The following is a 23467-nucleotide window of genomic DNA, read 5'->3' on the forward strand; positions in this document are numbered from 1 at the left end:
AAGTATGGTTGCAAACGCCGGAGGCAAAAAGCTATCGTCACTCCCCTTTCCGGCGATCGTCGGACAGGACGATCTGAAGCGAGTCTTGCTGACCGTCGCCGCCAACGACGGCCTCGACGGGGCGCTCGTCGTCGGCGAAAAGGGAACCGCGAAGTCGACCGCCGTGCGAGCGCTCGTCGATCTCCTGCCCGAACAGCAGGCCGTCGCCGACTGCCCGTACGGCTGTTCGCCCGCCGACCCCGACCTGCAGTGTGCGGACTGTCGCGACCGCGATCCAGCCGACCTGCCGGTCGAAACGCGGCCCGTCCCGCTCGTCACGCTCCCGCTCGGCGCGACCCGCGACCGCGTCGTCGGCACGCTCTCGGTCGAGGACGCGCTGGCCGGCGCGGCCGACTTCGATCCCGGCCTTCTGGCTCGGGCGAATCGCGGTATCCTCTACGTCGACGAGGTCAACCTGCTGGACGACCATCTCGTCGACGTGATCCTCGACGCCGCGGCCGGCGGCGTCAACACCGTCGAGCGCGACGGCGTCAGCGTTTCCCACCCTGCGAACTTCACCCTGATCGGGACGATGAACCCCGAAGAGGGCGACCTCCGGCCTCAGTTGCGCGACCGGTTCGCGCTGCAGGCCACCGTCGAGGGCTGTCGCGAGATCGACGACCGCGTCGAAATCATCGACCGCGCGCTCGAGGCCGACGGCGGCGCGACGGACCCGAAAACGGCGTACGCCGCCGAAACCGAGACCCTGCGCGACGATCTGGCTGCCGCCCGCGACCGCCTCTCGTGCGTCTCGCTCCCGACCGAGTTCAAAGAAGAAATCGCCCAACTTTGCCTCGAGGCCGGCGTCGACGGCCACCGCGGCGACGTGGCGACCGCCCGGACCGCGATGACGCTGGCCGCACTCGAGGGCCGCGAGACGGTCATCGAGTCCGACGTCCACGAGGCCGCGACGTACGCGCTCCCCCACCGCCTCCGGAGCACCCCGTTCGAGGACGAACCGGACCTGGACGACCTGCTCGAGGATCGGTTCGACGAGGAGTCGCCGGACGACGCCAGCGGAGACGGCGAGTCCAACGAGGGCGACGCGGACGCGGATGACGGCGACGCGGAAGCCGACCCCGACTCCGATGACGGTGACGAACCCGGTCGTCGCGAGGGTGAGCGAGACGAGGGAGCCGACGGCGACGATGGGGGTCCCTCGAGCGACGACGCCGACGGCGAATCAGGCGACGATGCCGACCCCGAGCAGCCACCGGAGGACGGCGAGCGACCGGCGTCGGCGAACCAGTCACCAGCGGAAGCCGGCAACGGCGGGTCCGACGGCTCGAGCGACCGCGACTCCGACTCGGAGTTGGACGATGGAGACGACGAGTCGCCCGACGACGCGGAGGACGACACCGTCCAGCCGCTTGTCCCCGGCCAGCAGCGAGCCGAGATCGGCGAGGCGCGGGCACCCGATCTCGAGGCCACCACGGTCGAGAACACCGATGGGGCAGCGGCGACGGGAGCGCGTGCGAGCACCGCCCCGAGCGTCGACAACCGTGGCGCTCGCGTCCGCACCGAGCCCGCGTCCGGCGAAGGGCCGATCGACGCCGCGGCGTCGGTCCGGTCGGCCGCGACCCGCGGCGAGTCTCGGATCGAAAAGCGGGACCTCCAGCAGTCCGTCCGAACGGGTGAGACCTCTGTAACGATCGTCTTCGCCGTCGACGCCAGCGCCTCGATGCGGCCGGCGATGCGGACCGCAAAAGGCGTCGTCCTCGAGTTACTGCGTGACAGCTACGAGCACCGCGATCGGGTCGCCTTCGTCGCCTTCGCCGGCGAAGACGCCGACGTACTCCTGCCGCCGACCGACAGCGTCTCGCTGGCGGCTCGTCACCTCAAGGACCTCCCGTCGGGCGATCGGACGCCCCTGCCCGCGGGGCTCGAGACCTCGCGGCAGGTCGTCGAGCGGACCGACACCGACGCCTCGGTCGTCGTCCTCGTCACGGACGGGCGGGCCAACGTCGCCGACGGCAGTCCGACGGACGCGACGCGACGGGCCGCGCGTGGACTCGCGGCCGAGGACGCGACCGTGGTCGTCGTCGACGCCGGCGACGACTCCCGAGCGGGCCTCTCGGAACTGGTCGCCGGTGAGACGGGAGGCGAGGTTGTCTCCCTCGAGGCGCTGTCGCCAGAGACGGTCCGCGCCGCGGCCGATCGGGCCGCGGACGAGCGGTAGCGTCGGCGTCGATCGGACGCCGTCCGGCCTCGTCTGGTCACCTCACAGTACTTTCACACAGACCGAAACGCCGGCGACGCCGGATCAATATCCATTTCAGCGCCCTCGCTCGTTATCCGACGAGAACTATGAGTAACGCGGGGGACGAATTCAGCGATCGGGACGCTGGTGGCGGCAGCGACGCGGACTCCGAGGTTGCCGTCAGCGAGGACATCGAGTACGGTATCGACGACAAACCGCCGCTGGGCGAATCGTTCGTCCTCGGGATCCAGCACTACCTGACGATGGTCGGGGCGAACATCGCGGTGCCGCTGATCCTCGCGGGGGCGATGGGGATGCCCTCCGACGTGACCGCCCGCTTCGTCGGCACGTTCTTCGTCGTCTCGGGGATCGCGACGCTCGCCCAGACGACGTTCGGGAACCGGTATCCGATCGTTCAGGGCGCGCCGTTCTCGATGCTCGCGCCGGCGCTGGCGATCGTCGGCGTCGTCACCGCCGGTGGCGTCGCGGGACAGCCAGACTGGCAGGCCGCACTGCTGCAGTTACAGGGTGCGATCATCGTCGCCGCCACGGTGGAGGTAGCGATGGGGTACTTCGGGCTGGTCGGGAAACTGCGCCGGTTCCTCTCGCCGGTCGTCGTCGCACCGACGATCGCACTGATCGGGCTCTCGCTGTTCAGCGCCCCCCAGATCACGGCAGCGAACCAGAGCTGGTGGCTGCTCGGTCTCACGCTCGGCCTCATCCTGCTGTTCTCGCAGTACCTCGACGTTCGGCACAAGGCGTTCCGTCTCTACCCGGTGATCCTCGCGCTCGTGATCGCGTGGGTCGTCGCCGCGGCTCTCTCGCTCGACGTGACGTTGGGTCCGGTGTCGATCGATCCCGTCCTCGGAAGCGATCACCCGGGCTACGTCCCCCTCGGCCAGGTAACGGACAGCCGCTTCCTCCTCCCGATCTATCCCTTCCAGTGGGGCGTTCCGCAGGTGACGACGGCGTTCGTCATCGGGATGTTCGCCGGGGTGTTGGCTTCGATGGTCGAGAGCATCGGCGACTATTACGCGGTGGCGAACCTCTCGGGGTCGGGCGCGCCGAGCGAGAAGCGGATGAACCACGGCATCGGGATGGAAGGGCTGATGAACGTCTTCTCGGGGATCATGGGAACCTCCGGCTCGACCTCCTACTCCGAGAACATCGGCGCGATCGGGCTGACCGGCGTTGCCTCCCGGTACGTCGTCCAACTCGGGGCCGCCGTCATGCTCGTGGTCGGCTTCGTCGGCTACTTCGGCCAGCTGATCGCGACGATCCCGGACCCGATCGTCGGCGGCCTCTTCATCGCCATGTTCGGCCAGATCGTCGCCGTCGGTATCTCGAACCTGCGCCACGTGGATCTCGACTCCTCGAGGAACACCTTCGTCATCGGCTTTGCGCTCTTCGTCGGGTTGGCGATCCCGGCCTATATGGGCAACTTCGAGAGTACGATCGCGTTCCGCGAGGCCGTGGGTCTCGAGGGAACAGTCGCGGCGCTGGTCGACGCGATCGATCCGTTGCTGGCCGCGATCGGCGTCTCGGAGACGGCCGCTGCGGGGCCACTCGAGACCGCCGCGCAGGCCGTCGTCGACACGATCTACATTATCGGTTCGACCGGGATGGCCGTCGGCGGGCTCGCGGCGCTCGTCCTCGACAACACGATTCCAGGGTCGCGGGAGGAACGCGGCCTCGCGCAGTGGGATCGCCTCACCGAAGACGAGTCTGATTTCGACTCATTCTGGGACCGCTGGCTCGGCACCGACTCGAGCGCTGAGCGGTGAGCGCGGCCGCGAGCTATCCGAGGGTGCCGTCGTCGACCGTTCTCACGCTATGCCAACGCAACCAGTCGTTCTAAGACCGCGCGGCGCTCACAGGGAGGCATGGCGGAACTCGCGCTCGAGGACGGCCGGATCCACTACGAGACGACCGGCGACGGCCCGCCGCTGGTATTCGTCCACGGCGGCTGGATGAACGGTGAGGCCTGGCGGCCACAGGTCGAGCACTTTGCCGACGACTATCAGGTCGTCACCCTCGACGTTCGCGGCCACGGCGAGACCGGCGCGACCGAGCCCGATCGATACTCGATCGAACTCTTCACGGACGACCTTGAGGCGCTGCTGTCGGCTCTCGCGATCGAGCGGCCGACTCTCTGCGGGCTCTCGCTGGGTTCGATGATCGTCCAGGAGTTCCTCGACCGCCATCCTGACGGCGCGACGAGCGCGGTTATGGGCGGCGCGGTCCGATCAATGCCGCCGATCGACGTCCCGGTCGTCCTGAAGCCGTTCTGGTCGCCGGTGCCGGCGCTGACCGCATCGCTGTCGCTTTCGGGGCCGACGGGAACGTTCCAGTCGATGCTGTACTCGATCCAGGTGGCAACCGGGGAGCGGTGGCTGTCGGTCAATCCCGAGGTCAGAGCCGACGCGATCGCGAACGTAGGCGACATCTCGACGGCCGAGTTCCGGAAGATTTTCGACGCGCTCTACCGGTACGACCCGCCCGAACTGACCGACGTCGAAACGCCGACACTCGTGGTCCACGGCGAGCAAGAAGCCCCGCTGGTCAAGCGCCAAGGCCGGCAGATCGTCTCGGCAGTCGCCGACGGCGATCGGGTGGAACTGTCCGACTCGGGCCACCTCGTCAATCGGGATCGACCGAACGCGTTCAACGCGGCGATGACGCGGTTCCTCGACGGACCATTCGGGACGTAACGGAACTGCCCCGCTTTCGATACCGGCTTGCGAGGTCGGGTCGTTCTCGAGCGCGGTACTCTGGTAGCCACACGACAGTCACTGTCAACAACCCAATGTGATTTGGCGATACCCGGAAGGCAGTAACTGTCCTATACTGAGGTGGAAGCAGCACAGTCGACGAAACCCACTCCATCACTATGAGTAGTCAATGCCCGGACACCGACGGTGTCGACTCCGCGCCAGCAACTGCCGACTGGACGAGCATCTCGAAACACGTTTTCAATAGCTATCTCGAGGCCAACAACGCCCTCCTCGCCGTGATGGGGCTCTCCTCGAACGAGAAGCCGTCACCGCCGGAGTCGGAACCGGCGACGACTACTGACTCGGTTTCCGAAGTCGCGTTCGGCGACGAAACCTGGGTCTCAGAGCGCTCGACGGACGAGTACGCATCGCTCGGCGTCGGCGACTACGTCCGGTTTGGCAAACCGATCACGGACGCCGACGTGACCGCGTTCTCGCAGGTCTCCGGCGACACCAATCGGCTCCACCTCGAGTCGGAATTCGCCGACGCCACCCAGTTCGGTGGCCGAATCGCTCACGGTACTCTCGTCGCCGGCACGATCAGCGCCGCGCTGGCCCGACTGCCGGGCGTGACGATCTACCTCTCGCAGGACCTCGAGTTCACGGGACCGGTCCAGATCGGCGAGACGGTCACCGCCGAGTGCGAGATCGTCGAGAACCTCGGCGGCGATCGGTATCGGCTGCACACGCGAGTCTTCGGCGAGGACGACGAGCCGGTCATCGACGGCGAAGCCGTCGTCATCATCAACGAACCGCCCGACGAGTAACGAGCCGGTCCAGTTCGACGGCCGCCGGGAGAGAACAATTCGGCCGACGAGCGGCGACTCACGACTCGTTCTACTGTAAGAGTTCGGTATGTAGAACGAGAGCCCACAGCCATACAAACGCCACCAAGCGCCGCGAGCGGACGACGTGACCGAACCGACCGGGAGAGTACGGAAATTCTCCGCCGTCAGTGTGAACACCGTTTTCGGACCGGCAGAGCGCTCGAGGCGCTACCACATAGGATCGCACGGCCGCTCAATCGTTCTCCGATGTAATCGTCACCCGCCGTTGAACACGGCAGACCGAGTTCCGCCGGCGATCTCACATCGACATCGATCCACCGTCTTCGCGCGTCCGTGACTATCACCAGACCTATTACTACCACGGGCACAACCGATGTCCGAACATGACCGATCGGCCGCCATCTCCGTCGATACCGACGACCGGCCCCGCGATCGCCGACGCCGCTCTTGAGGACAGCACCGTCGCGACGACGCCTCGATTGACCGACGCCATCGAGGACGCGCTTGGCTGTCGCCTCAACGAATCCGTCTTCGAGGACCTCCTGCTCGAACTGGACCGCCGCGGCTACGTCGACCTGATGACCGTCACCCGGCACGGCGACTACGTCTGGGACCTCTCCGACGTGCCCGACCGAATCGGCGAGGCCATCGCCGAAGCCGTCGTCGACCGGCTCGAGTCGTGGCTCGCGGCCGACGACTGAGCGCTCGAGTCGCGATCGCGGGCCGAGGCCGACCGTGGCCGGCAATCCAAACACTGGTAATCCTGGTGCCGGATTTCCGAATCGAATGTCAGAAGGACAATCAAAGCAATCCGGACTCAAAATGATGGTTTTCGGGCTTCACGTTACGATTTTCGGGCTAGCTATCGACCCTGGCTATCCACTCTTGCTCGCAGGACTCGTGATCGCAGCAACCGGGTTCGCGATTGAGTGACACTATAGCCGACACGCAGTTCCGCTCGCGGACCGAGCGAATCCACCGTCGGCGTAAACGTCCTCGTTCGAGAGCGCTCGCCGAGCGTCGTGGTTCCCGCGTTGTATCCAATTTGGCTCCTGTTTCAGAACAGGCAACGGCCGAAAGCGAGTCCCCTCACAGCCTCTACTCTAGAAGTGGTGTTCGTCCCGAACCAAACGGGAACAAGATGGGCGCTACAGGGGTTAGGTGTCGCGATCGTATCTACCTGCTTGCTTGCAGTTTTCATGGACATCATTTGTTGATTATTTTCCAGCGTCGCGTTGCTCGCTCACGTCGGCTGGCGCGGTCGTAGTGTTTATCGAGGATCTCCTCGGAAGCGTCGAGTCGGTCGGAGACAACACCGCGAGGGACGCCGTCGTTCCGGTACTTCGTCACCCGTGCTTTCCGGAGATCGTGCGGGGACCGGCTCGAGGGGCACTTGCTCATATGCGTGTGGTCGATCGCTTCGCACGTCTCGGGGTCGCGATCGTGCGGGCAGTCCTCGCCGCGGTGGCACGGTCGCGTCCACCGATAGACCGTATCGCGAACGCAGCTCCGACTCACCCGCCCCTGTTTCGTCGTAATGAGCGGGTCGCGACCGTGGTCGTCGGTCACGTCCACTCTCGGCCCATCAATGTAGTCCTGTACCGCTCGAGCGGTCTCTTCGGTGATCCGATTATACCGTTCGCCGGGCCCGTCATTCTTCAGCGGGGTATCGGTATCTGGTCGGTGGATAAAATCGATGCCGGGGTCGCGACCGTCGAGTTCGCAATCCTGTAGATCGATCGCACGGACGCCGCCAAGACGTGCGCCGGTTTCCCAGATCAACGTCCAAATGATGTGGTCCCGGCTTGCGTACTCGTAGCGCGACAGGTACTCGAGGATCGGTGGAATCCGCTCGGGGACAATCTTGCTGTCGCTTACCTCGTCGCCGATTGAGAGGTCCGGCAGGGGTACTTTGAGATACAGATCCTCATGAACAGCCTCTATATCGCCACAGAACCGAAGGAACGCACGAACCGTGGTGAGATTCGAATGTAGCGTCTTCTTCGCGAGTTCCCCGTCTTTCCCGTTCGAGTAGCCGCCTTCGCGTCGCCAGACGCGGAACTGGTAGAGGTGGCGGCCGTTCAGTTCGTTCATATTGTCGATGCCGCCCTTTTCTTGGCACCACTCGACGAACGCCCGAAGGTCACTTTTGTGACTCGTCTGGGTCCACTCCGCGGACCCATCCTTCATCGCATCAAGGTGTAGTTCGACCGCCTCTTGTGGGGCGATCGGCTCGAGGTCGTCAGTCATCGTAACCACCACCGTTCCAATTCTCCGGACTTCCCCAGCGGAACTCAGGGCGATCGGCTTCGAGCTCGTCGCGCTCGAAGAGGCGATCGTGAATCCACGTTTGTAGCGCGGGCCCGGACCGATCGTGCGGCGGGTGGTCCGGCATATGGTGTTCGTCGACGCGAGCCGAGAGATCGGCAAGACAGGCGACCATCTCGCACAGCGCCGCGTTTTGATACCGCATCTCCGTGGCGATCGCCTCGAGAGCCTCGGTCTGTCGTTCGACCGCGTCCGCCTGCCGCTCGAGGACTTCGAGTTGCGCCTCGAGCGCGAGGAACTCGTCGCTCATCGGTCACCACCCGGTACTCCGAGCGCGCTCCGAAGTAGTGCCGTACCAGCACAGCCGCCGAGTAGGACGGCCGGATCTGGCAGCGCTTCAGTCAGGGTCACAGACATACACGGAAGAACGGTCGGTCGGGTTATATTCCTACAGCGGCGGTGGCCGGAAAACACCGATATCCGCTCTGCCGGCTGAAAACAGCGGAAAGACGGACTGTACCCCGTGGCCGGAAAGTGACCGGAAACTGGCCGGAAAGCAAAACCGCAGGACAGGCTCGGTAATCGCGTTGATGTTCGCTCTCTCTGAACCCGCGAGAGTATTCTTCGTCGATACGTCTGACTCGGTCGAACGAGGGCTTTATCCCCCGCAGTATCGTGCGTTTGCATGCTTCCGTACCTATCTACGGAAGCCAGGCGGGCCGGTGGCCCTAACACCGGGTCCGCATTCTCGCTGAGGACCCGACCGGGCAGCGGTGGGTCCGTCTGGCTTCCTGTGAAATAGGTTCTATATGGAAACCACTTAGTTCTTATGTGGAAACTAATAGCCATATATAATCTAGTTTCTGTATAGATATTACAAACCCTATCATCATATGGGGCTGGATTACGCCAAAAACAGCAATGGTAGGCCGGGAGGAAACAGTAGACGATAAACAGATTCTAGAGTTTGTGGAGGCGTCTTCAGACCCAATTGTAACGACAGCAGAGGTAGCCGATCACTTTGAGTTCTCGAATTCAGGAATTCTGAAGCGATTGCACCCTCTTTCAGATTCAAATTTACTCGGGTCGAAAGAGGCAGGAAGAACATACGTATGGTGGATTACGGATAAAGGCCAGAAATCACTCTCAGATGAACTCAACGCTGGGGAAATAGAATAGTCACTCAACCGGTCAGTAGTGCATACCCGAAGAAAGATGGTAAACGTCTTCTACTGGGTGATATAGGCAAATACAGATTCTATGCTTCAATTGACCGAGCCATTTTTATGCATGGATAGTTTACTGACGTGTATGAACATCCACCGGGAGACCGGACTTGCGGCATTTTGTTTCCGCACTGGTGAGAGTGGATGCTCCCAGTGCGGAGTACTTGAGTAAGAAGCGGTCATTTAGAACAGGGGACCCAACCCCCCTACTTAAACTGGCCGGTTCGTCGGGGCTGATCTTGGCTGCGGTCGGTCTAACTATGCTACTCATATTTTCTTTGAGTTGTTCTGTATATGCCGGATGGATAACTGCTTCAGAAGCGGTACTATTCATTTTGGAAACGAATAAAGCCGTTCTCATAGTGATAATCACTTTACTTCTGAATACATTAGTTAAAGATAATTAACATGTACGAACAGATTCAGGACGTTGAAGATGACAAAATAGAATCGTTGCTAAAACAGTATGTTGGGACAAAAGAATGGGGTGAAGAGACACTTGAAGTCGCTCACTACCAGATAGAGAAAATATGTCATAAGAGAGACCTTCCAACTAAGATAAGCCAAGTGGCAAAAGCAATTTACAAAAGGTCACTAAAAAAGCGGGTTATTCAACGACATAGATTGTGCGATTTGACTTGTGGGGCTGTGTATGCAGCTTGTCGAACACAAAACGAACCGTACTCTGCGGCAGAAATAGCAAGGGCTGGTGAGATTGGGAAAGGACCCTTAAAACGAACGTTCTCTGATTTAGTCGAGAATCTAGATTTGAAAGCCGGCCCTGTAGATTCCAGAGACTATATTCCTCGATATGCTGAGGAGCTAGATTTAAGTAATAAAGTGGAGGAAACAGCTATAGAAATTTTAGATCTATCTGAAGAGCATGGGTTGTACTCTGGAAAATCACCAACTGCGTTTGCAGCTTCTGCACTCTATGTCTCATGTCTATTGAACAACGAGAAAAAGACACAACGAGAGGTTGCAGATGTTAGTAGAGCGGGTGTGAAAACTATTAGGAATGGCTATCAAGAACAGATAGAATTGTTGGCCTCAGAAGGCGAGTACGATTTCTGACTTGCATTACCTCCATTGACTTTCGATGCTTGTCCTATATTTCAGGCCTAGAACCGACGTATTCGAAATGTCCTGTATAGTTTTTGGATCATACTTCTTCCTAGCTTCCTTGACATTTTCTTCACTTTCAATCAAATGGGTTAACGCTGCATCGATCACGACAGACATCGGCGGATCGTCGTACTCGTCTTTGGCGACGATCGCGCTTGCACGGTCAAGTTTCCGCTGCCGGTCATCCGTAAGTTTCAGACTGGTGCGCTTGGTCATGGTTTAAACGAGGGTATGCATGGGGGGTCGCTTCGCGTCGCTCGCCGGTGAGCGACCGGTCGGTCCTTTATGAATGGGTTCGAGAGTACGGCGTGATCACGGCGGGGGCCAGACGGATCGGTCCCGATTCTATGCACCTCACGAGCCCATCGCCCACGGCAGGGTGCATACATCGAGGTCTCCGTATACATTCGCGAGCAACCCCAGGGGGTTGGATTCAAAGACCCCGTTTCGGTGGCTCTGATTCCGACTCGAGCTCCTCGACGAGCTTGACCGACCACTCCCCGTCGTCGACGTGGCGGATATGGACGTGATGTTCTCCCTCGAGATCGCCATCTTCGTCGAGAAGGCCCTCGATGCGGAGATCGCCTTTCGGGAGCGTGACGCCAGCGGAGTTCTTGTCCAAGTTTCGGAGCTTGTACAGCACCATGCAGCCGGCGGCAACCCGCCTTGGTATAAGATTTTCTGAACCTTGCCTTTCCAATTGGAACGGAGCGTTTCCGTCGGTTCGATCTCTTGAACACCGCCGAACCAGTAATCGCACGACAGCGCGGCGATGTCCAAGTGTAAACGTTCAACCACCTCCCTTTAGTGTAGTGAACACTGGCCCACCACTCATTGCTCGCTCCCGACCGGGAGCGTCGCGACCGATGGGCGCGCGGTGTGTGGCCAGCGGAGGCATATATATAACAGCGCGCAACGCGCGTGATCTGCGTGTACTGCACAGAGTAGGTGAACAATTTTCAGAATATGATCTCATCAGGGGGTTCTCTAACGTTGGTGGCGCAACCGCATGTAATTATCCGCGATATTTTTTATTACATCTCCGGCAGATGTATGTTCAAAATATCCAAATACCACTGCTGCCCTATACGAAAGGTACAAAACCGATATCGAAAGCGCACCCAATATAGTTACTGAATGTCGCAGTATAAATACAAAGTAAAAAACAATAAAAAGGGCGAATATATTGGTGAAAGCACGGATCATATACTGATCCCCCTCTTTCTTATCTCTCCATTTTTCTTCGAGGATCATATTATTCATAGCAATAGTGTCTGCGTAATCGTAGAGAATACACTTTTTTGGCTCCTTCATGTTGGATCCGTCATGGATACTATCTTGTAATCTACCAGTAGAAGCAGATGAACTCACCAATGCGGTTCTTGCAGCAGATAGATTACAATATAGGGAAATTACGAACAGTTGCCCAAATGCTGCTCCGATATATGCAAAGAGCAGTATGAAAAGAACTCCCATCAGAATCAGTGCCAAATTTCCACCAATAAAAGACACCTCCATTAGGGTGTAATAAGTTTGATTACCCATATTAGCAATTATTCGCCAAACACCCACATTATTTGACGCTATTACTGACGTTACTAACGAGAGTGAACTTATGAGTATTCCACATAAAATAAAAATGATTTTCACTCTACTTCGGGCATGATCTTCAATCCGGTTATTCAATTCAACCTGGCTTTCAACTTTTCTGTGAACTTCTTCAAAGAGTAAATCAAGATTATGGTCAGATACCTCATGGATACCCTCATAGGTCAACTCTTCCTCATCCTCCGGAGAGTTCATGCTAGTTTAGCTGACCTTATTCTAACCAGATATATCTATACCCTTGTTTCGTGTGTTTCTACTGGATTTCTTCTGCAAAGAGAGGGGGTTCAACACTGTATTTTTTGCCGTTGTCGCCTTGGCGACACCCGCCAAGGGGGCTTTCGCGCGAAGCGCGAAACGACCCCGCCGGCGTTGCGGTGCGATCACGGTTCCGACCCCGGCCTCGACAAATGGACTACAACCAGCGTTGCCTAGGCACCGCTGTTATGCAACTGAACTTGTAGAAAAGAGCGAAAACGGCAGTGTTACCACTACACGGGCGGTTTAGCGATCTGCAACCGCGCCAACGAACCCGGTTTCAGTCCCGCCGCCGGGCGTCTTCCAGGTCAACTCAGCTCCGCGGAGGACCGTCGGATCGTTCCCTGACTTCGACCATTTCTCGAGGGCCTCGCTGGCGATCGTCTGGACGTTCTCGAAGCTATCGGACTTCAACCGAGAGAGAATTGTATCGATCCGCATCCGGCGGGGCTCGCCCTGGTCGAACTCGAGGTCGGCACCGTTTTTCGCGAGCCACTCCTGAAACGGAGAGGACCCGGCGACGTGATCGGCCAGCCCCATGATGTGTTGCATCCGATCGGCGTAGCTCTCGATCGCGTACTCGGCGGACTCGACGAGCGACCGGAGTTCCTCGCGGTACTTCCGGGCACGGAACGATACGTCGCCCCGATCTAGCTCGAGGATCTCGCCGAGGTCGGAGATCGCCCGGTAGATCGTCGCGGGGTGTTTCCCCAGCTGGTCGGCGAGATCGTCGACCGTGCCACCGCCGTCGGTCGCAACCGTCTCGGTCACGTCGCGAGCGGTCTCGCCCATATCTCGGAGCGTCGTCATCAATAGGTGATCCGTCTTCGCCTCGAGGCGGGGCGTGGGGTCTTCGTAGAGTTCGACCAGGTCATCGCGGGCGACCGCGTCGAAGTGATCGTCGGGGACGTAGACGCCGCTCCCGTCGGGACCGAGCGGGATATCTTCCCAGTGAAGCGCGTTCAACAGCGTCTCCTCGATCTGCTCGGTCACCTCGTGACGATCGGCCCACGCCCACGCCTCATTGTCGTTCATCGACTTGTTGACCAGCACCTCCACTTTTGGGTGGTACGACGGGTGATCCTTCGACACCGCGTCCGGGTCCTTCAGCTGGTAGATTTCGAACTTCCGCCCGTAGGTGTGGCCCGGCAGTAGCTCGCCGGCCGACGTAGGGTTCAAGAACAGCCGGTTCTGGTGATTCACTACCTCCCGATTATCGATGTGAAGTTCGGCTTTCACTCCCTCGAGGTCGGAGAGGTAGTGTGCGACCTTCTGCAGGACACCAGCCGACGAGAGCTTTTCTGCCCACTCCCGTCGAATCCGAACGTACCGCTCGTACGCCCACATCCGGCTCGCTTCGTGGGGCTCGGTCCGGAAGTACTCGGGATGCACGCGCTCGCCCGCGTGATTGAACACGGCCGCGAAGAACTCCGGTAGCAACTCGAGGCCGCGCTCGGGTTCGATGTTACTCGTGTGGAACTCGACGTCGACGCCGTCGACCTCCCCGACCTGATTTTCCCACGGGAGCTGTAACCGCTCACCGCTCTCCCAGTGGCGCATGTTCGGGAACCGCGGGCCGATGTTGTACGACGCCTTCCGCTCGCCGCGCCCACGGCCCACGATATCCCACTCGTAGAGACGCTCGGCGTTGATCCCATCCGACAGTCGCGGCGCAAACCCCGACTTGCTGTAGCTGACTTCGAGGTGCCAGGGCTCGCCGTCGATCTCGGTCGTGATCTCGAGGTAGCCCTCGAAGGGCGGGCCGAGCATCACCGACGATAGGGCATCGTACGGACCGCGGCCCCAGTCGGGCCACTTCCAGCGGCCCTCGATCTCGTGGGGCGTCGTCTCAACCTGCGACACCGCTACTCACCTCGCTCGCGTTCGCTCTCGAGTAGCCCAGTAAGGACGGCGACGGGATTCCACCACGTCACGGTCTGACAGCCGTAGCAGACGTGCTTGAACGACGTACAGTCCGTCGCCTCGAGGATCGATGGATCAGTCTGGGGATCGACTTCCATCTCCACGAGCGTCGCACGCTTGACGCGTGTCCGCCCGCAACCGACGCAGACTGCATCGACTGGGATACCGGTCCGGCCAGCTGTCGAACTCGCTAACTCGGCCTCGAGGTCGCGATCGTCCCGATCGGCGTCGACGCTCACCGCGATCCACCCCAATTTTCGAGAGCCTGCCGAACTTGCTCGTCAGTGGCCTGCGTCGCGGGATGGGCGATGGGCGTTCGACTCTCGATATCGTACAGTTCGCTCGCTCGGACGAACGAACCGTTAGACATCGGGCTCACCGCCGTGGCGGCCAAGCGATGTTTCCGGGTCCGGAATCGAGACGGGTTGACCCGCGGCGGAGCCACGGCTTAGCCGGGCATACGAATCACATGAGCCGCAACGATGTGCTTGGTCATCGTCGTCACCGAAAACGCGCCGGAATCGATCACTGACATGGGCTCCGCAGTGTAGACACGTCGAATGGTCGACCGATGGCCCCAGCGTAACCGTCACGCCGACCACCTCACGTTTGTGATGAAAACCGCATGACGTAGCGGGGTCGAAACCCGTCGCCCGTTTGGATCAGATTCTGATCCTCTTCGGCTGACCGGGGAAATAAGCGAAAACCGAGACCTCAATTCCTCTACGGGCCGGTTAGTATTAGTTGAGAAGCGAGCCGTCTGCGAGTGGGCGCTACAGGATTTGAACCCGTGACAGCTTGGTCCGAAGCCAAGTACTCTGTCCAGACTGAGCTAAGCGCCCTCACCGCTTCGTTCCCGATGGGTCCGTATAAGTCACTCGATTTGCAGCGCTTCCGACAGGGGATGACACGGTCGGCGACCGGAGATTTTCACTCGGTGACAATCACCGCGGGGGGCTTTGGTATCGGGACCGACTCTCCGGCCGTGCTATGACGGTGAACGGGACCCACACCTCCGACGAGGCGCAGTCCGGCGCAACGGCGCTCGAGTTACTCACCGACGACGAGCGGGTTTGGACCGCGGTGCCGGCCGACGCGAGTGGCGACGAGCGGATGACCGAGTGGCTCGAGCTCGAGGGCGACGCGCTGTGTGACCTCGAGCAGTGGCGCTGAGCCGCCGACCCGATCGTGCGTGGGTCGGGCTCCCCGCGTCGCGTTCGTCGGGTCGCCCTCGAGCGAGCGCACCGACCACGGATCGCACCGTTTAACCGGGCCGCCTGACCACTCCACCCTATGACAGCGGGGGAAACGGTTCGCGGGTTGCTCGAGTTGACCCGGCCGGTAAACGTGGTCGCCGCGAGCGTGCTGACCTTTATCGGGGCGTTCGTCGCCGGCGGCGCGACCGGCGAGTTGCTCGCGGTCGCTGCAGCAGTGACGGCAACGGGCCTCGCGGTCGGCGCGGGGAACGCGATCAACGACTACTTCGACAGCGAGATCGATCGAGTCAACCGGCCAGACAGGGCGATCCCCCGTGGGGCGGTAAGTCCGCGCGGCGCGCTCGGTTTCAGCGTCGTCCTCTTCGCCGGTGCGGTCGCGCTCGCGCTGGCGCTGCCCACGCTGGCGATCGGCATCGCGTCGGTCAATCTCCTCGCACTGGTGGCCTACACCGAGGTATTCAAGGGACTTCCCGGGCTCGGCAACGCGCTGGTCGCCTACTTAGTTGGGAGTACGTTCCTCTTCGGAGCCGCGGCGGTACACGAGGGCGGGGCCGGAGGTCTCGTCCCGGCGATCGTTCTCTTCGTCCTCGCGGCGATCGCAACGCTGACCAGAGAGATCGTCAAAGACGTCGAGGATATCGAGGGCGACCGCGAAGAGGGACTGAACACGCTCCCGATCGCAATCGGCGAGCGCCGGGCGCTCACCGTCGCCGCCGTCCTCCTCGCCGTGGCCGTGGTTGCGAGCCCGCTGCCGTACGTCCGCGGGGATTTCGGGGTCGCCTACCTGCTGGTGGTCGCCCCTGCCGACGCGGTCATGCTCGCGGCCGCCTACGAGAGTTTCCGGAATCCGACGGCGGGCCAGTCGCGACTTAAGTACGGCATGTTCCTCGCTGCGTTAGCGTTTATCGTCGGCCGCGCCGCCCTCGAGCTGCCGGCGTTATAGCGCGTACGCGAAGCTGCTGGGGCCCGATCGACCGCCGCGACGTACTAACTGTCTGCGAGCGCGTTTTCTAATCAAAAGTACTATAAGCCACTTCGCATATTTCCATACAACGCGCCGGACGCTGGAGCGGGCGGTACCAGGCTGTCGTCGCGGCGGCGGTGGATGTGAGTATCTGGTATGTACGACCTCGCAGATGTCCTTCCGGACGTCGAGATCGATCCGGGGATGAACGTGCTTATCGCGGGCCCGCCACTGACGGGAAAGCGGCGGATCGCCTTCGATATTCTCGCAAGCGGTGCGAATCGCGGTGACGGGTCGATCGTCGTCACCACGAAAGACAGCGCAGACAAGGTCCTCGAGAGTTTCGACGATCACGTCGACGATGGCGTCGAACCGGACGTCGGCGTCGTCGACTGCGTGACGAAACAGCGCGGTATCGGAACTATCGACGACGATCCGCGGATCAAGTACGCCTCTTCACCCGTCGATATGACCGGCATCGGAATCAAACTCTCAGAGTTCCTCCAAGAGTTTTACGAGGGCCGCGGGCTCACCGAGAACCGCGTCCTCCTCCACTCGGTTTCGACGCTGCTGATGTACTCCGATCTGCAGACCGTCTTCCGGTTCCTCCACGTCTTTACGGGTCGAATCCAGAGCGCCGACGCCATGGGCGTTTACGTCATCGACTCGACGGCCCACGACGATCAGACGATGAACACGCTCAAACAGCTGTTCGACGGCGTCCTCGAACTCGAGGAATCGGCCGACGGCGAGGAGCCTACGGTCCGGACGGCCGGCTTCTCGTCGTAGTCGCGCCTCCGGCGGCCGCTTAGACGGCCTCCGTGACCACGGCACGTTTATCGCTCGAACGCGTAGCGACATCTATGCCAGTCGACTCCACAGACGAACTTGAGGAGATCCTCGACTACGACACGATCGCCGTCGTCGGCTGTTCGAGCACGCCGGGGAAAGCGGCCCACGACGTGCCAAAGTACTTGCTCGAGCACGGCTACGACGTGCTTCCGGTCAATCCCTATGCCGACAAGATATTCGGCCGCGAGGTCTACGACTCGCTTTCGGACATCGACGACGAGATCGACGTCGTCTGTATTTTCCGTCCCAGCGAGGAGGTCGGCGACATCGTCGACGCGGCGCTCGAACGCGACGACGTGATGGTCATCTGGACACAGCAGGGCATCCGCGACGACGAGGCGGCGACCCGCGCGGAGGACGATGGGCGGGCCGTCGTGCAGGATCGGTGTATGAAGGTCCAACACCGACGGCTGGTCGCCTAAGTCGGACGGCGAACACGGACCGGGATCGACCGATCGCGGGACTGCGGTCAGTTAGAAGTCGATGCTGTTCGAAGTTCCGCCAGCGCGTCCTCGAGTGTCGTATGGAGCGACTCGTCGACGACGGTCTCGAGGTGGCGCAGGCGGATCGCCGTTCGGACGAGCGGTTCGTCGGGAAGGTCGGCCACGGCGGCACCGATCTCGTCGGCGTCGATGGCGACCGGCAGTTCGGCGACGTACTCGGCGATGTAGCGGCGCGTCGATCGATCGTCACCCGTCAGTCGATCGCGGATCTCTCGCTGCTGTGCCGGCGAGACCGTCTCCGCGATCGGAACCGAGCAGTTCGACTCGCAGTACCACGACAGCGCGCGAGCGGCGGCCGTGATGAGGGTGGTGTCCGACCGGTCGAGCGACGCCCACAACTCGGCCGCGGCGTCGTCGACCGCCGTCCGCCGCCGATCGAGGAGGGCCTCGAGTCGGTCAGGAACGTCGGACTCGAGGACGGCGTCGGCGACGGCTGCGGTCGACCGGTACGTATCGGGATCGTCGTTGAAACAGACCAGCGGGAGGGTGGCGACGCCGTTTTCGACGTCTTCCGGCAGATCGGCGAGGTCGTCGATGACGGTCAGGACGAACAGGCCGTTGGTCGCGATCGTCCGAATGTACTCGAGTTGTGCGTCGGAATAGCTGCCGGTGGCTGCGACGAGTTCGGCGACGAGGTCGCCCCAGACGCCGCCGCGGGCCTCGACGCGGGCGATCGCGTCATCGACGGTCGCCGTCGTCACGTCGAACGTCTCTTCGGCGAGTTGACCCGTTCCGATCTCGCGGACGACCGCGAGTGTTGGTCTAAGGTCGATCTCGGCAGGCGTCTCCGCCACGGCCTCGACGACGTTCGAATAGACGAGATCACCCGCCGAAACGTGTCCATTCAGACGGCGTTTGCGATCCGCTTTCCACGTGTCGGCCTCGTCGATCGCGTCGTCGTGGAGCGCGCTCGTGACGAAGAGATCGGTCGGGATCGAGGCGATCGTCGCGGCGAGATCCGCGTCGTCAGTCTCGAGAACGGTAAAGAAGTACGTGAACGCGCCCAACAGCCCGCCCTGATCGGAGTACCCCTCGATTTTCGATCGAAGGGCGGGCGACACAGCCACATCGGCGTAACGAGCGTCCGGCAACCGAGTCATATTCGCTCTCCTTTCACGGGATCAAAAGAGTGTACTGGTTGCTGTGCCGTTATCTCCCTCGAATTGGTCATTTCGAGGGTGGTCGATTTCTCGTCGGCCGTCCACAGCCGTCAGACGGACGTGTGGTCCGGGTAGGGCCTACGACGTCCACTCCTCGAACGAGCGATAGATCCCCTTCGAGAGGTAGCGCTCGCTCGAGTCGGGGAAGATCGTGACGACCGTCTCGTGGGGCACGTCGAGATCGCCGTCGGCGATCCGACGGGCGACCCGCTTGGCGGCGACGCTCGCAGCACCGGCGCTCGAGGCGACGAGATGCCCCTCTTCGCGCGCGAGCCGTTTGAGCTCGTCGTGGGCGTCGCGGTCGGCGATCGCCTCGATGTGGTCGACGAGTTCGGGCTCGAACAACTCGTTGGTCGCGGTATCGTGGGTGCCGATCCCCTCGATCTTGTACTCGCTTTCCTCGCGGTCCTCGCCGAGGAGATCGCCGTACACCGAGCCCTCGGGTTCGACGGCGATGATGCGCGTTTCGGGATCGCACTCGAGCGCGTAGCGGGCGATCCCCATGAGCGTGCCGGCGGTGCCACAGCCGGCGACGACCGCACCGACGCGGCCGTCGAGGGCGTCGTAGATCTCGGGCGCGGTCGTCTCGTAATGAGCCTCGGTGTTCAGCGGGTTCGAGAACTGCTGGGGAACCACGGCGTCCTCGAGTTCCGCGGCGAGCTCGTGGGCCCGCTCGATCGCCCCGTCCATCCCGTCCGCCGTGGGCGTGTTGATCACGTCCGCGCCCAGTGCGGCCATTAGCTGCTGTTTCTCCACGCTGAACCGTTCAGGGACGACGAAGACGGCCTCGAGGCCCAACTGCTCGGCGGCGATCGCGAAGCCGATACCTGTGTTACCGGCGGTCGGCTCGACGACCGTGCCGCCGTGAGAAACGTCGCCGCGTTCGAGCAGCCGTGCTATCATGTACCGGCCGATCCGATCCTTGACGCTGGCCCCAGGATTGAACGACTCGAGTTTCGCGTAGATCGGCACGTCCGCCGGACCATCCTGCAGCCGGACGAGCGGCGTTCGACCGATCGTCTCGAGGACGGAGTCGACCGGCTCCTCGTGGGTCGTCATCGTCCCGGCAAAAGATACCGCCGCTGTTAGCTCTTGTCCCGGTCTGGTCGGCCCCGTCCTGCGCCCGCGTTCGGGACTACTCGGCTGTCGTCTCGCCGGCGGTCGCGTCGCGCTCGCTCGATGACGGTTCGTCGACGTCGGCCTCGTCGATCGCCGCCTCGGCGAGGATCTCCTCGCCGTCTATGCCCTGCTCCTCGGCGATCGCGAGCAGAAGCTCGCGTTGCTCGGTGAGCTGGTGGTCCAGCCGGGCGACCGTCTCGTTGGTCTCGTCCGTTTTCTCTTCCAGCCCCGTAATCCGCTTCTGGAGCTTCTGTACCTGTTTGTACATCGTCTCGGCCCGGTCCGAGAGGGCCTGAATCTTCTTCGCGGTGCTGCCGAGTCCCATGGTCGAACGATGTGTCGGGGAGCTAATGGGCCTTTTCCTCGTCCGTCGCAGCGACGGTGACGAACCTCCGAAGTCCTCCCGCGTTCGGTACCGCCGAAGCAGTGTCAGGCGCTTGCATCCCTCGATCGCGGAGACGAAAGGCCCATAAGTGGTCATCACCTATTAAGGAGTGGACTAGGTCGGGCAGTTTGGCCCTGCTCGTTACCCGCGCTATGGTCATTAGCGGGGACCGAACACCGCGGGCGTCCGGTCAGACCGACCGGGGCCCCGGGAGCCAACAGAGAAGCCTCGTCCGTCGGGGACAGCGGTCTACGGTGGCCGTCCGCAGGGACGCCCCATCGTGGTTGATCGGCGACAGCCCATCAGGCGCGGAAGCGAGCAGTGGACCGCCGGACACCTGTCGCTCGACGGGTTGCGGGGTGGAGAAGGCAACCAGGATTCCCCCGGCCGGAACGCCGGGCCACCGCGGCCGTCCGCATTCATACGGCATTTTGTCCTCCACGAGCGGCAGCGCTCCGTCTCGTCGCCGGTCTCGTGGCCGTCGCCGACCGAACGACGCGTGCGGTTCGGGCGCGTAGATGCGAAAATTTATTCTAGTGTTATCAAGCATCTTTCCTCATGACGAACCGTCGGTTCGCAGTCATTCTGGTTCTACTCGCCGTGAGTGTCTCGCTGAGCGGGTGTGCCGCGCTCGACACACCCTCGAGCGAGCGCGAGGCGTCCACTCCCGATCCCGAAGCGGTGTTCGAGGGCGCGTACGTTCACGCCGACGATCTCGTGGACGTGACGGGGGTGCGGCGGAACAAAGTAACGAACGGGAGCCACACGCTCACCGAAGTCATGCAAGTGTACGATCGTCCGTACGTCGACCAGCGGACGAAGGTGATAGACGCCCCCAACTCGAAACGGATTGGAAACGTCTACGTATCGAACGCGACGAAGAACTGGTTCTATTATCCTAACGCAGGGGTCGCACAATACGTCGAACCAGCGGAACCGTTTACGAACGACGAGGTCCGGTCGAGTCGGGCCGAAATGGCCGCAATGAACCTCGAGAAATACGACATCGAGTACAACGGGACCGACCAGGTTGCGGGCCGCGAGACGCATGTCCTCGATGTCGAAGCGAAAAACGAGACGGTCGAAAAGGGGATCTCCGCGATCGTCGGCGACACGGAGTTCGTATACGCGCTTGAGACGAGCAACCCGAGGAAGGAACTCCGAGTCGTCGAGCAGACGCTGTGGATCGACACGGAGTATAACTACCCGCTCAAAGAAAAAGTGGTGTTCAAAGTACCGGGCAAGGAACGGATCGTCATGGTCGAGCAGTTCGAATCGGTGACGTTCAACAGCGGTCTAGACGACGAGACGTTCGCGTTCGAGCCGCCGGCGAACGCGACCGTCCAGAACATCACCTGAGGGAACCGGTAGTCCACTGACGGCGAATCGTCACTATTCGGCCGGCCGCACGACGCTCTGTCCGCCGCCGCTCTCGATATCGAGCTCGCCCTCGAGCGTCCGAACGGGGTAGGGGATATCGATTCCTGCCTCGTCGAAGCGCTGTTTGACCGCGGTGACGTACTCGCCGCGGGTCCGAACGAAGTCCGCGCGTGAGGGATTCGCGATCCAGAACCGCGACTGAAGGCCGACGTCGGAGGAGCCAAGTTCCGTCAGCCGAACGGAGGGTTCGGGGTCGTCCATGATGTCGGGGTGGCGTTTGGCCTCTTCGACGATGATATCGGTCGCCCGCTCGATGTCGTCGTCGTAGCCGATGCCGAAGACGAATTTCAGTCGAAGCTTATCGGCGTCGACGGGATTTTTGAGTACGCCGTCGGTAAGCGCCGAGTTTGGCACCGTCAAGAGTTCGTTGTCGAACGTTCGGACGCGGGTGACGCGGAGGCTGATATCTTCGACGACACCCGCGTACGTGCCATCGTCCCACTCGATCCAGTCGCCAATCCGGAACGGTTTGTCCGTGTAAATGAAGACACCGGCAACGAAGTTCGAGATCACGTCCTGCATCGCCAGTCCGACCGCGAGCGCGCCGGCCGCCGCGATGCCAGCCATCGAGACGAGGAAGTTCCCGTAGCCGCCGAAGCCGAACGCGACCGTGAAAGCGAGGAAAACGACCCCGAACCGAGAGAGCATCAGTAAGGGGTTCTTGGCGTGCTCGTCGAGCCCCCGCCCGTCTAATGCCCGCTCGACGATCGGGAGGACGACGTATCGACCGAGGAGCCAAATCGCGACGAACGCGATCGCAAACCGGAGGACGCCTTCCGCGCTCGCGGCGAGTGACGTCCCAAAGAAATCCGTGCTCTCCAGTGCTTTGCCGATCGGACCCAACTCCCCGTTCTGTAGCGGCGTCGGTTCGGGAACGGCGCTCATCGATGGACGACTGCGGTATGTCCACGCGTGTCGATCAGTTCGGCGTCGACACGGTCGGCGAGGTCAGCCGCCTTCTCGTCGGTCGAGCTTCCCGCGCGGGCAGCGCGGAGGAATTTCACCTTGACGAGGTCGCGTGTCGCGAGTTGGTCATCGAGTTCGTCGACGACTGCGTCGACGCCGCTCTTGCCGACCCAGACGGTGACGTCGAGATCGTGTGCTCGCTGTTTGAGTTCCTGTTTATCCATGACGCTGGATAACGAAGCGAGGCGTTTCAATCTTCTCGAATCGAACTCCGACGCGGTCGCGATCGGCCGCGATGCCACCCCCGATAGGACGAAACTCACTCCTCGTACGGATACCGGGCGTGTGCGCCACAATCGCACGCGATTACCACGTGGCCGTCTCGCAACCGAACTCGAGCGTTCGCTCCCGGCCGGAGGTACGCGTCACACCGGTCGCAGGTAAAGCGCCGGAATTCACGGGGCAGCGTCAGTCGGTTTCGCTCCGCGACCCGCCGCGCTAGTCGAACGTAATAGCGAGCGCGATCAGCCTCCTCGTCCGCTGCCGCCGCTCGAGCAAGATCGTGAAGCCGATCGATCCGTTCGGCGGCGAGGTCCATACGTCCCGTTTCGTCGGTCGACCTATTGGTGTTGCGCTCCGACGGCGAGGCGACCGCGGCGTTCGTCAATCGACCGGTACCGATCCGTGACAATCATTCACCCGTGCCGAATGTATC

26 protein-coding genes, 1 tRNA gene and 1 other RNA gene are annotated in these 23467 nt (G+C 61.7%); 13 read left to right on the top strand and 15 right to left on the bottom strand.

Annotated elements, in window-relative coordinates:
- Positions 1-4 precede the first annotated feature (4 nt).
- The 5 genes from ACJ70B_RS04405 to ACJ70B_RS04425 all read left to right on the top strand — a co-directional run bounded on the left by ACJ70B_RS04405 (position 5) and on the right by ACJ70B_RS04425 (position 6502).
- Positions 5-2218 (top strand): VWA domain-containing protein, encoded by a 2214-nt coding sequence (locus ACJ70B_RS04405; RefSeq protein ID WP_408959200.1) that lies wholly within the window; start codon positions 5-7, stop codon positions 2216-2218.
- 128 nt (positions 2219-2346) lie between these two features.
- Positions 2347-4023, top strand: coding sequence for a uracil-xanthine permease family protein (locus tag ACJ70B_RS04410; protein WP_408959201.1), 1677 nt, complete (start codon positions 2347-2349; stop codon positions 4021-4023).
- A 99-nt stretch (positions 4024-4122) separates the two neighbouring features.
- Positions 4123-4950, top strand: coding sequence for an alpha/beta fold hydrolase (locus ACJ70B_RS04415; protein ID WP_408959202.1), 828 nt, complete (start codon positions 4123-4125; stop codon positions 4948-4950).
- A 179-nt stretch (positions 4951-5129) separates the two neighbouring features.
- Positions 5130-5780, top strand: a complete 651-nt coding sequence (locus ACJ70B_RS04420; protein WP_408959203.1) for a MaoC family dehydratase — start codon at positions 5130-5132, stop codon at positions 5778-5780.
- Positions 5781-6184: 404 nt separating this feature from the next.
- Positions 6185-6502 (top strand): hypothetical protein, encoded by a 318-nt coding sequence (locus tag ACJ70B_RS04425; protein ID WP_408959204.1) that lies wholly within the window; start codon positions 6185-6187, stop codon positions 6500-6502.
- Positions 6503-7007: 505 nt separating this feature from the next.
- Here the strand turns inward: ACJ70B_RS04425 and ACJ70B_RS04430 are convergent.
- Complete coding sequence (locus tag ACJ70B_RS04430) at positions 7008-8051, bottom strand: tyrosine-type recombinase/integrase (protein WP_408959205.1); 1044 nt, start codon at positions 8049-8051, stop codon at positions 7008-7010.
- On the bottom strand, positions 8044-8379 hold the full coding sequence (locus tag ACJ70B_RS04435) for a hypothetical protein (RefSeq protein WP_408959206.1): 336 nt from the start codon (positions 8377-8379) through the stop codon (positions 8044-8046). The genes ACJ70B_RS04430 and ACJ70B_RS04435 overlap by 8 nt, the downstream gene beginning before the upstream one ends.
- A 611-nt stretch (positions 8380-8990) precedes the next feature.
- Here ACJ70B_RS04435 and ACJ70B_RS04440 point away from each other — a divergent pair.
- Together ACJ70B_RS04440 and ACJ70B_RS04445 are read left to right on the top strand one after the other, a co-directional pair.
- Complete coding sequence (locus ACJ70B_RS04440; protein WP_408959207.1) at positions 8991-9248, top strand: hypothetical protein; 258 nt, start codon at positions 8991-8993, stop codon at positions 9246-9248.
- A gap of 455 nt (positions 9249-9703) precedes the next feature.
- Positions 9704-10369: a transcription initiation factor IIB gene (locus ACJ70B_RS04445; protein ID WP_408959208.1), complete on the top strand. Its 666-nt coding sequence runs from the start codon at positions 9704-9706 to the stop codon at positions 10367-10369.
- Between the two features lie 6 nt (positions 10370-10375).
- Here ACJ70B_RS04445 and ACJ70B_RS04450 read toward each other — a convergent pair whose 3' ends face one another.
- The 7 genes from ACJ70B_RS04450 to ACJ70B_RS04480 form a co-directional block, all read right to left on the bottom strand.
- Positions 10376-10636: a hypothetical protein gene (locus ACJ70B_RS04450; protein ID WP_408959209.1), complete on the bottom strand. Its 261-nt coding sequence runs from the start codon at positions 10634-10636 to the stop codon at positions 10376-10378.
- A gap of 217 nt (positions 10637-10853) precedes the next feature.
- Complete coding sequence (locus tag ACJ70B_RS04455) at positions 10854-11066, bottom strand: hypothetical protein (RefSeq protein ID WP_408959210.1); 213 nt, start codon at positions 11064-11066, stop codon at positions 10854-10856.
- A 341-nt stretch (positions 11067-11407) separates the two neighbouring features.
- Positions 11408-12223 carry a hypothetical protein gene (locus ACJ70B_RS04460; RefSeq protein WP_408959211.1) on the bottom strand — a complete coding sequence of 272 codons (816 nt, stop codon included), beginning with the start codon at positions 12221-12223 and terminating at the stop codon, positions 11408-11410.
- A 306-nt stretch (positions 12224-12529) separates the two neighbouring features.
- Positions 12530-14146, bottom strand: a complete 1617-nt coding sequence (locus ACJ70B_RS04465) for a DNA-binding protein (RefSeq protein WP_408959212.1) — start codon at positions 14144-14146, stop codon at positions 12530-12532.
- A 2-nt stretch (positions 14147-14148) separates the two neighbouring features.
- On the bottom strand, positions 14149-14445 hold the full coding sequence (locus ACJ70B_RS04470; RefSeq protein ID WP_408959213.1) for a hypothetical protein: 297 nt from the start codon (positions 14443-14445) through the stop codon (positions 14149-14151).
- A gap of 123 nt (positions 14446-14568) precedes the next feature.
- A complete protein-coding gene (locus tag ACJ70B_RS04475; protein WP_408959214.1) occupies positions 14569-14808 on the bottom strand; it encodes a hypothetical protein in 240 nt (79 codons plus the stop codon).
- Between the two features lie 165 nt (positions 14809-14973).
- Positions 14974-15048 (bottom strand) — tRNA-Arg (locus ACJ70B_RS04480).
- A gap of 148 nt (positions 15049-15196) precedes the next feature.
- Here ACJ70B_RS04480 and ACJ70B_RS04485 point away from each other — a divergent pair.
- The 4 genes from ACJ70B_RS04485 (at position 15197) to ACJ70B_RS04500 (ending at position 17661) form a co-directional block, all read left to right on the top strand.
- The gene (locus ACJ70B_RS04485) at positions 15197-15379 is read left to right on the top strand and encodes a hypothetical protein (RefSeq protein ID WP_408959215.1); all 183 of its coding nucleotides are present in this window, start codon (positions 15197-15199) and stop codon (positions 15377-15379) included.
- Between the two features lie 120 nt (positions 15380-15499).
- A complete protein-coding gene (locus ACJ70B_RS04490) occupies positions 15500-16366 on the top strand; it encodes a geranylgeranylglycerol-phosphate geranylgeranyltransferase (RefSeq protein ID WP_408959216.1) in 867 nt (288 codons plus the stop codon).
- 177 nt (positions 16367-16543) lie between these two features.
- Positions 16544-17176, top strand: a complete 633-nt coding sequence (locus ACJ70B_RS04495) for an RAD55 family ATPase (protein WP_408959217.1) — start codon at positions 16544-16546, stop codon at positions 17174-17176.
- 74 nt (positions 17177-17250) lie between these two features.
- Positions 17251-17661: a CoA-binding protein gene (locus tag ACJ70B_RS04500; protein ID WP_408959218.1), complete on the top strand. Its 411-nt coding sequence runs from the start codon at positions 17251-17253 to the stop codon at positions 17659-17661.
- Between the two features lie 47 nt (positions 17662-17708).
- Here ACJ70B_RS04500 and ACJ70B_RS04505 read toward each other — a convergent pair whose 3' ends face one another.
- The 3 genes from ACJ70B_RS04505 to ACJ70B_RS04515 all read right to left on the bottom strand — a co-directional run bounded on the left by ACJ70B_RS04505 (position 17709) and on the right by ACJ70B_RS04515 (position 20346).
- Positions 17709-18842, bottom strand: coding sequence for a class 1 isoprenoid biosynthesis enzyme (locus ACJ70B_RS04505; protein WP_408959219.1), 1134 nt, complete (start codon positions 18840-18842; stop codon positions 17709-17711).
- 138 nt (positions 18843-18980) lie between these two features.
- A complete protein-coding gene (locus ACJ70B_RS04510; protein ID WP_408959220.1) occupies positions 18981-19961 on the bottom strand; it encodes a PLP-dependent cysteine synthase family protein in 981 nt (326 codons plus the stop codon).
- A 76-nt stretch (positions 19962-20037) separates the two neighbouring features.
- Positions 20038-20346 carry a DUF5798 family protein gene (locus ACJ70B_RS04515; protein WP_408959221.1) on the bottom strand — a complete coding sequence of 103 codons (309 nt, stop codon included), beginning with the start codon at positions 20344-20346 and terminating at the stop codon, positions 20038-20040.
- Between the two features lie 167 nt (positions 20347-20513).
- Here ACJ70B_RS04515 and ffs point away from each other — a divergent pair.
- Positions 20514-20825, top strand: an RNA gene (gene ffs / locus ACJ70B_RS04520) — signal recognition particle sRNA.
- 139 nt (positions 20826-20964) lie between these two features.
- A complete protein-coding gene (locus ACJ70B_RS04525) occupies positions 20965-21765 on the top strand; it encodes a LolA family protein (RefSeq protein ID WP_408959222.1) in 801 nt (266 codons plus the stop codon).
- A gap of 33 nt (positions 21766-21798) precedes the next feature.
- On the opposite strand, the gene ACJ70B_RS04530 is transcribed toward ACJ70B_RS04525, so the two are convergent.
- The 3 genes from ACJ70B_RS04530 to ACJ70B_RS04540 form a co-directional block, all read right to left on the bottom strand.
- Positions 21799-22731 carry a mechanosensitive ion channel family protein gene (locus tag ACJ70B_RS04530; RefSeq protein WP_408959223.1) on the bottom strand — a complete coding sequence of 311 codons (933 nt, stop codon included), beginning with the start codon at positions 22729-22731 and terminating at the stop codon, positions 21799-21801.
- Positions 22728-22976 (bottom strand): YhbY family RNA-binding protein, encoded by a 249-nt coding sequence (locus ACJ70B_RS04535; protein WP_408959224.1) that lies wholly within the window; start codon positions 22974-22976, stop codon positions 22728-22730. The genes ACJ70B_RS04530 and ACJ70B_RS04535 overlap by 4 nt, the downstream gene beginning before the upstream one ends.
- Positions 22977-23071: 95 nt before the next feature.
- The gene (locus ACJ70B_RS04540) at positions 23072-23350 is read right to left on the bottom strand and encodes a ribonuclease P protein component 4 (RefSeq protein ID WP_408959225.1); all 279 of its coding nucleotides are present in this window, start codon (positions 23348-23350) and stop codon (positions 23072-23074) included.
- Between the last annotated feature and the right edge of the window lie 117 nt (positions 23351-23467).

Origin of the sequence: Natrinema sp. 74, assembly GCF_046097095.1 — an archaeon.
Classification (GTDB): Archaea; Halobacteriota; Halobacteria; order Halobacteriales; family Natrialbaceae; genus Natrinema.

Excerpts from the sequence above, each read along its gene's own strand:
- ACJ70B_RS04405 (WP_408959200.1), top strand. The coding sequence starts at position 5 with ATGGTTGCAAACGCCGGAGGCAAAAAGCTATCGTCACTCCCCTTTCCG.
- ACJ70B_RS04410 (WP_408959201.1), top strand. The coding sequence starts at position 2,347 with ATGAGTAACGCGGGGGACGAATTCAGCGATCGGGACGCTGGTGGCGGC.
- ACJ70B_RS04415 (WP_408959202.1), top strand. The coding sequence starts at position 4,123 with ATGGCGGAACTCGCGCTCGAGGACGGCCGGATCCACTACGAGACGACC.
- ACJ70B_RS04420 (WP_408959203.1), top strand. The coding sequence starts at position 5,130 with ATGAGTAGTCAATGCCCGGACACCGACGGTGTCGACTCCGCGCCAGCA.
- ACJ70B_RS04425 (WP_408959204.1), top strand. The coding sequence starts at position 6,185 with ATGACCGATCGGCCGCCATCTCCGTCGATACCGACGACCGGCCCCGCG.
- ACJ70B_RS04430 (WP_408959205.1), bottom strand. The coding sequence starts at position 8,051 with ATGACTGACGACCTCGAGCCGATCGCCCCACAAGAGGCGGTCGAACTA.
- ACJ70B_RS04435 (WP_408959206.1), bottom strand. The coding sequence starts at position 8,379 with ATGAGCGACGAGTTCCTCGCGCTCGAGGCGCAACTCGAAGTCCTCGAG.
- ACJ70B_RS04440 (WP_408959207.1), top strand. The coding sequence starts at position 8,991 with ATGGTAGGCCGGGAGGAAACAGTAGACGATAAACAGATTCTAGAGTTT.
- ACJ70B_RS04445 (WP_408959208.1), top strand. The coding sequence starts at position 9,704 with ATGTACGAACAGATTCAGGACGTTGAAGATGACAAAATAGAATCGTTG.
- ACJ70B_RS04450 (WP_408959209.1), bottom strand. The coding sequence starts at position 10,636 with ATGACCAAGCGCACCAGTCTGAAACTTACGGATGACCGGCAGCGGAAA.
- ACJ70B_RS04455 (WP_408959210.1), bottom strand. The coding sequence starts at position 11,066 with ATGGTGCTGTACAAGCTCCGAAACTTGGACAAGAACTCCGCTGGCGTC.
- ACJ70B_RS04460 (WP_408959211.1), bottom strand. The coding sequence starts at position 12,223 with ATGAACTCTCCGGAGGATGAGGAAGAGTTGACCTATGAGGGTATCCAT.
- ACJ70B_RS04485 (WP_408959215.1), top strand. The coding sequence starts at position 15,197 with ATGACGGTGAACGGGACCCACACCTCCGACGAGGCGCAGTCCGGCGCA.
- ACJ70B_RS04490 (WP_408959216.1), top strand. The coding sequence starts at position 15,500 with ATGACAGCGGGGGAAACGGTTCGCGGGTTGCTCGAGTTGACCCGGCCG.
- ACJ70B_RS04495 (WP_408959217.1), top strand. The coding sequence starts at position 16,544 with ATGTACGACCTCGCAGATGTCCTTCCGGACGTCGAGATCGATCCGGGG.
- ACJ70B_RS04500 (WP_408959218.1), top strand. The coding sequence starts at position 17,251 with ATGCCAGTCGACTCCACAGACGAACTTGAGGAGATCCTCGACTACGAC.
- ACJ70B_RS04505 (WP_408959219.1), bottom strand. The coding sequence starts at position 18,842 with ATGACTCGGTTGCCGGACGCTCGTTACGCCGATGTGGCTGTGTCGCCC.
- ACJ70B_RS04510 (WP_408959220.1), bottom strand. The coding sequence starts at position 19,961 with ATGACGACCCACGAGGAGCCGGTCGACTCCGTCCTCGAGACGATCGGT.
- ACJ70B_RS04515 (WP_408959221.1), bottom strand. The coding sequence starts at position 20,346 with ATGGGACTCGGCAGCACCGCGAAGAAGATTCAGGCCCTCTCGGACCGG.
- ACJ70B_RS04525 (WP_408959222.1), top strand. The coding sequence starts at position 20,965 with ATGACGAACCGTCGGTTCGCAGTCATTCTGGTTCTACTCGCCGTGAGT.
- ACJ70B_RS04530 (WP_408959223.1), bottom strand. The coding sequence starts at position 22,731 with ATGAGCGCCGTTCCCGAACCGACGCCGCTACAGAACGGGGAGTTGGGT.
- ACJ70B_RS04535 (WP_408959224.1), bottom strand. The coding sequence starts at position 22,976 with ATGGATAAACAGGAACTCAAACAGCGAGCACACGATCTCGACGTCACC.
- ACJ70B_RS04540 (WP_408959225.1), bottom strand. The coding sequence starts at position 23,350 with ATGGACCTCGCCGCCGAACGGATCGATCGGCTTCACGATCTTGCTCGA.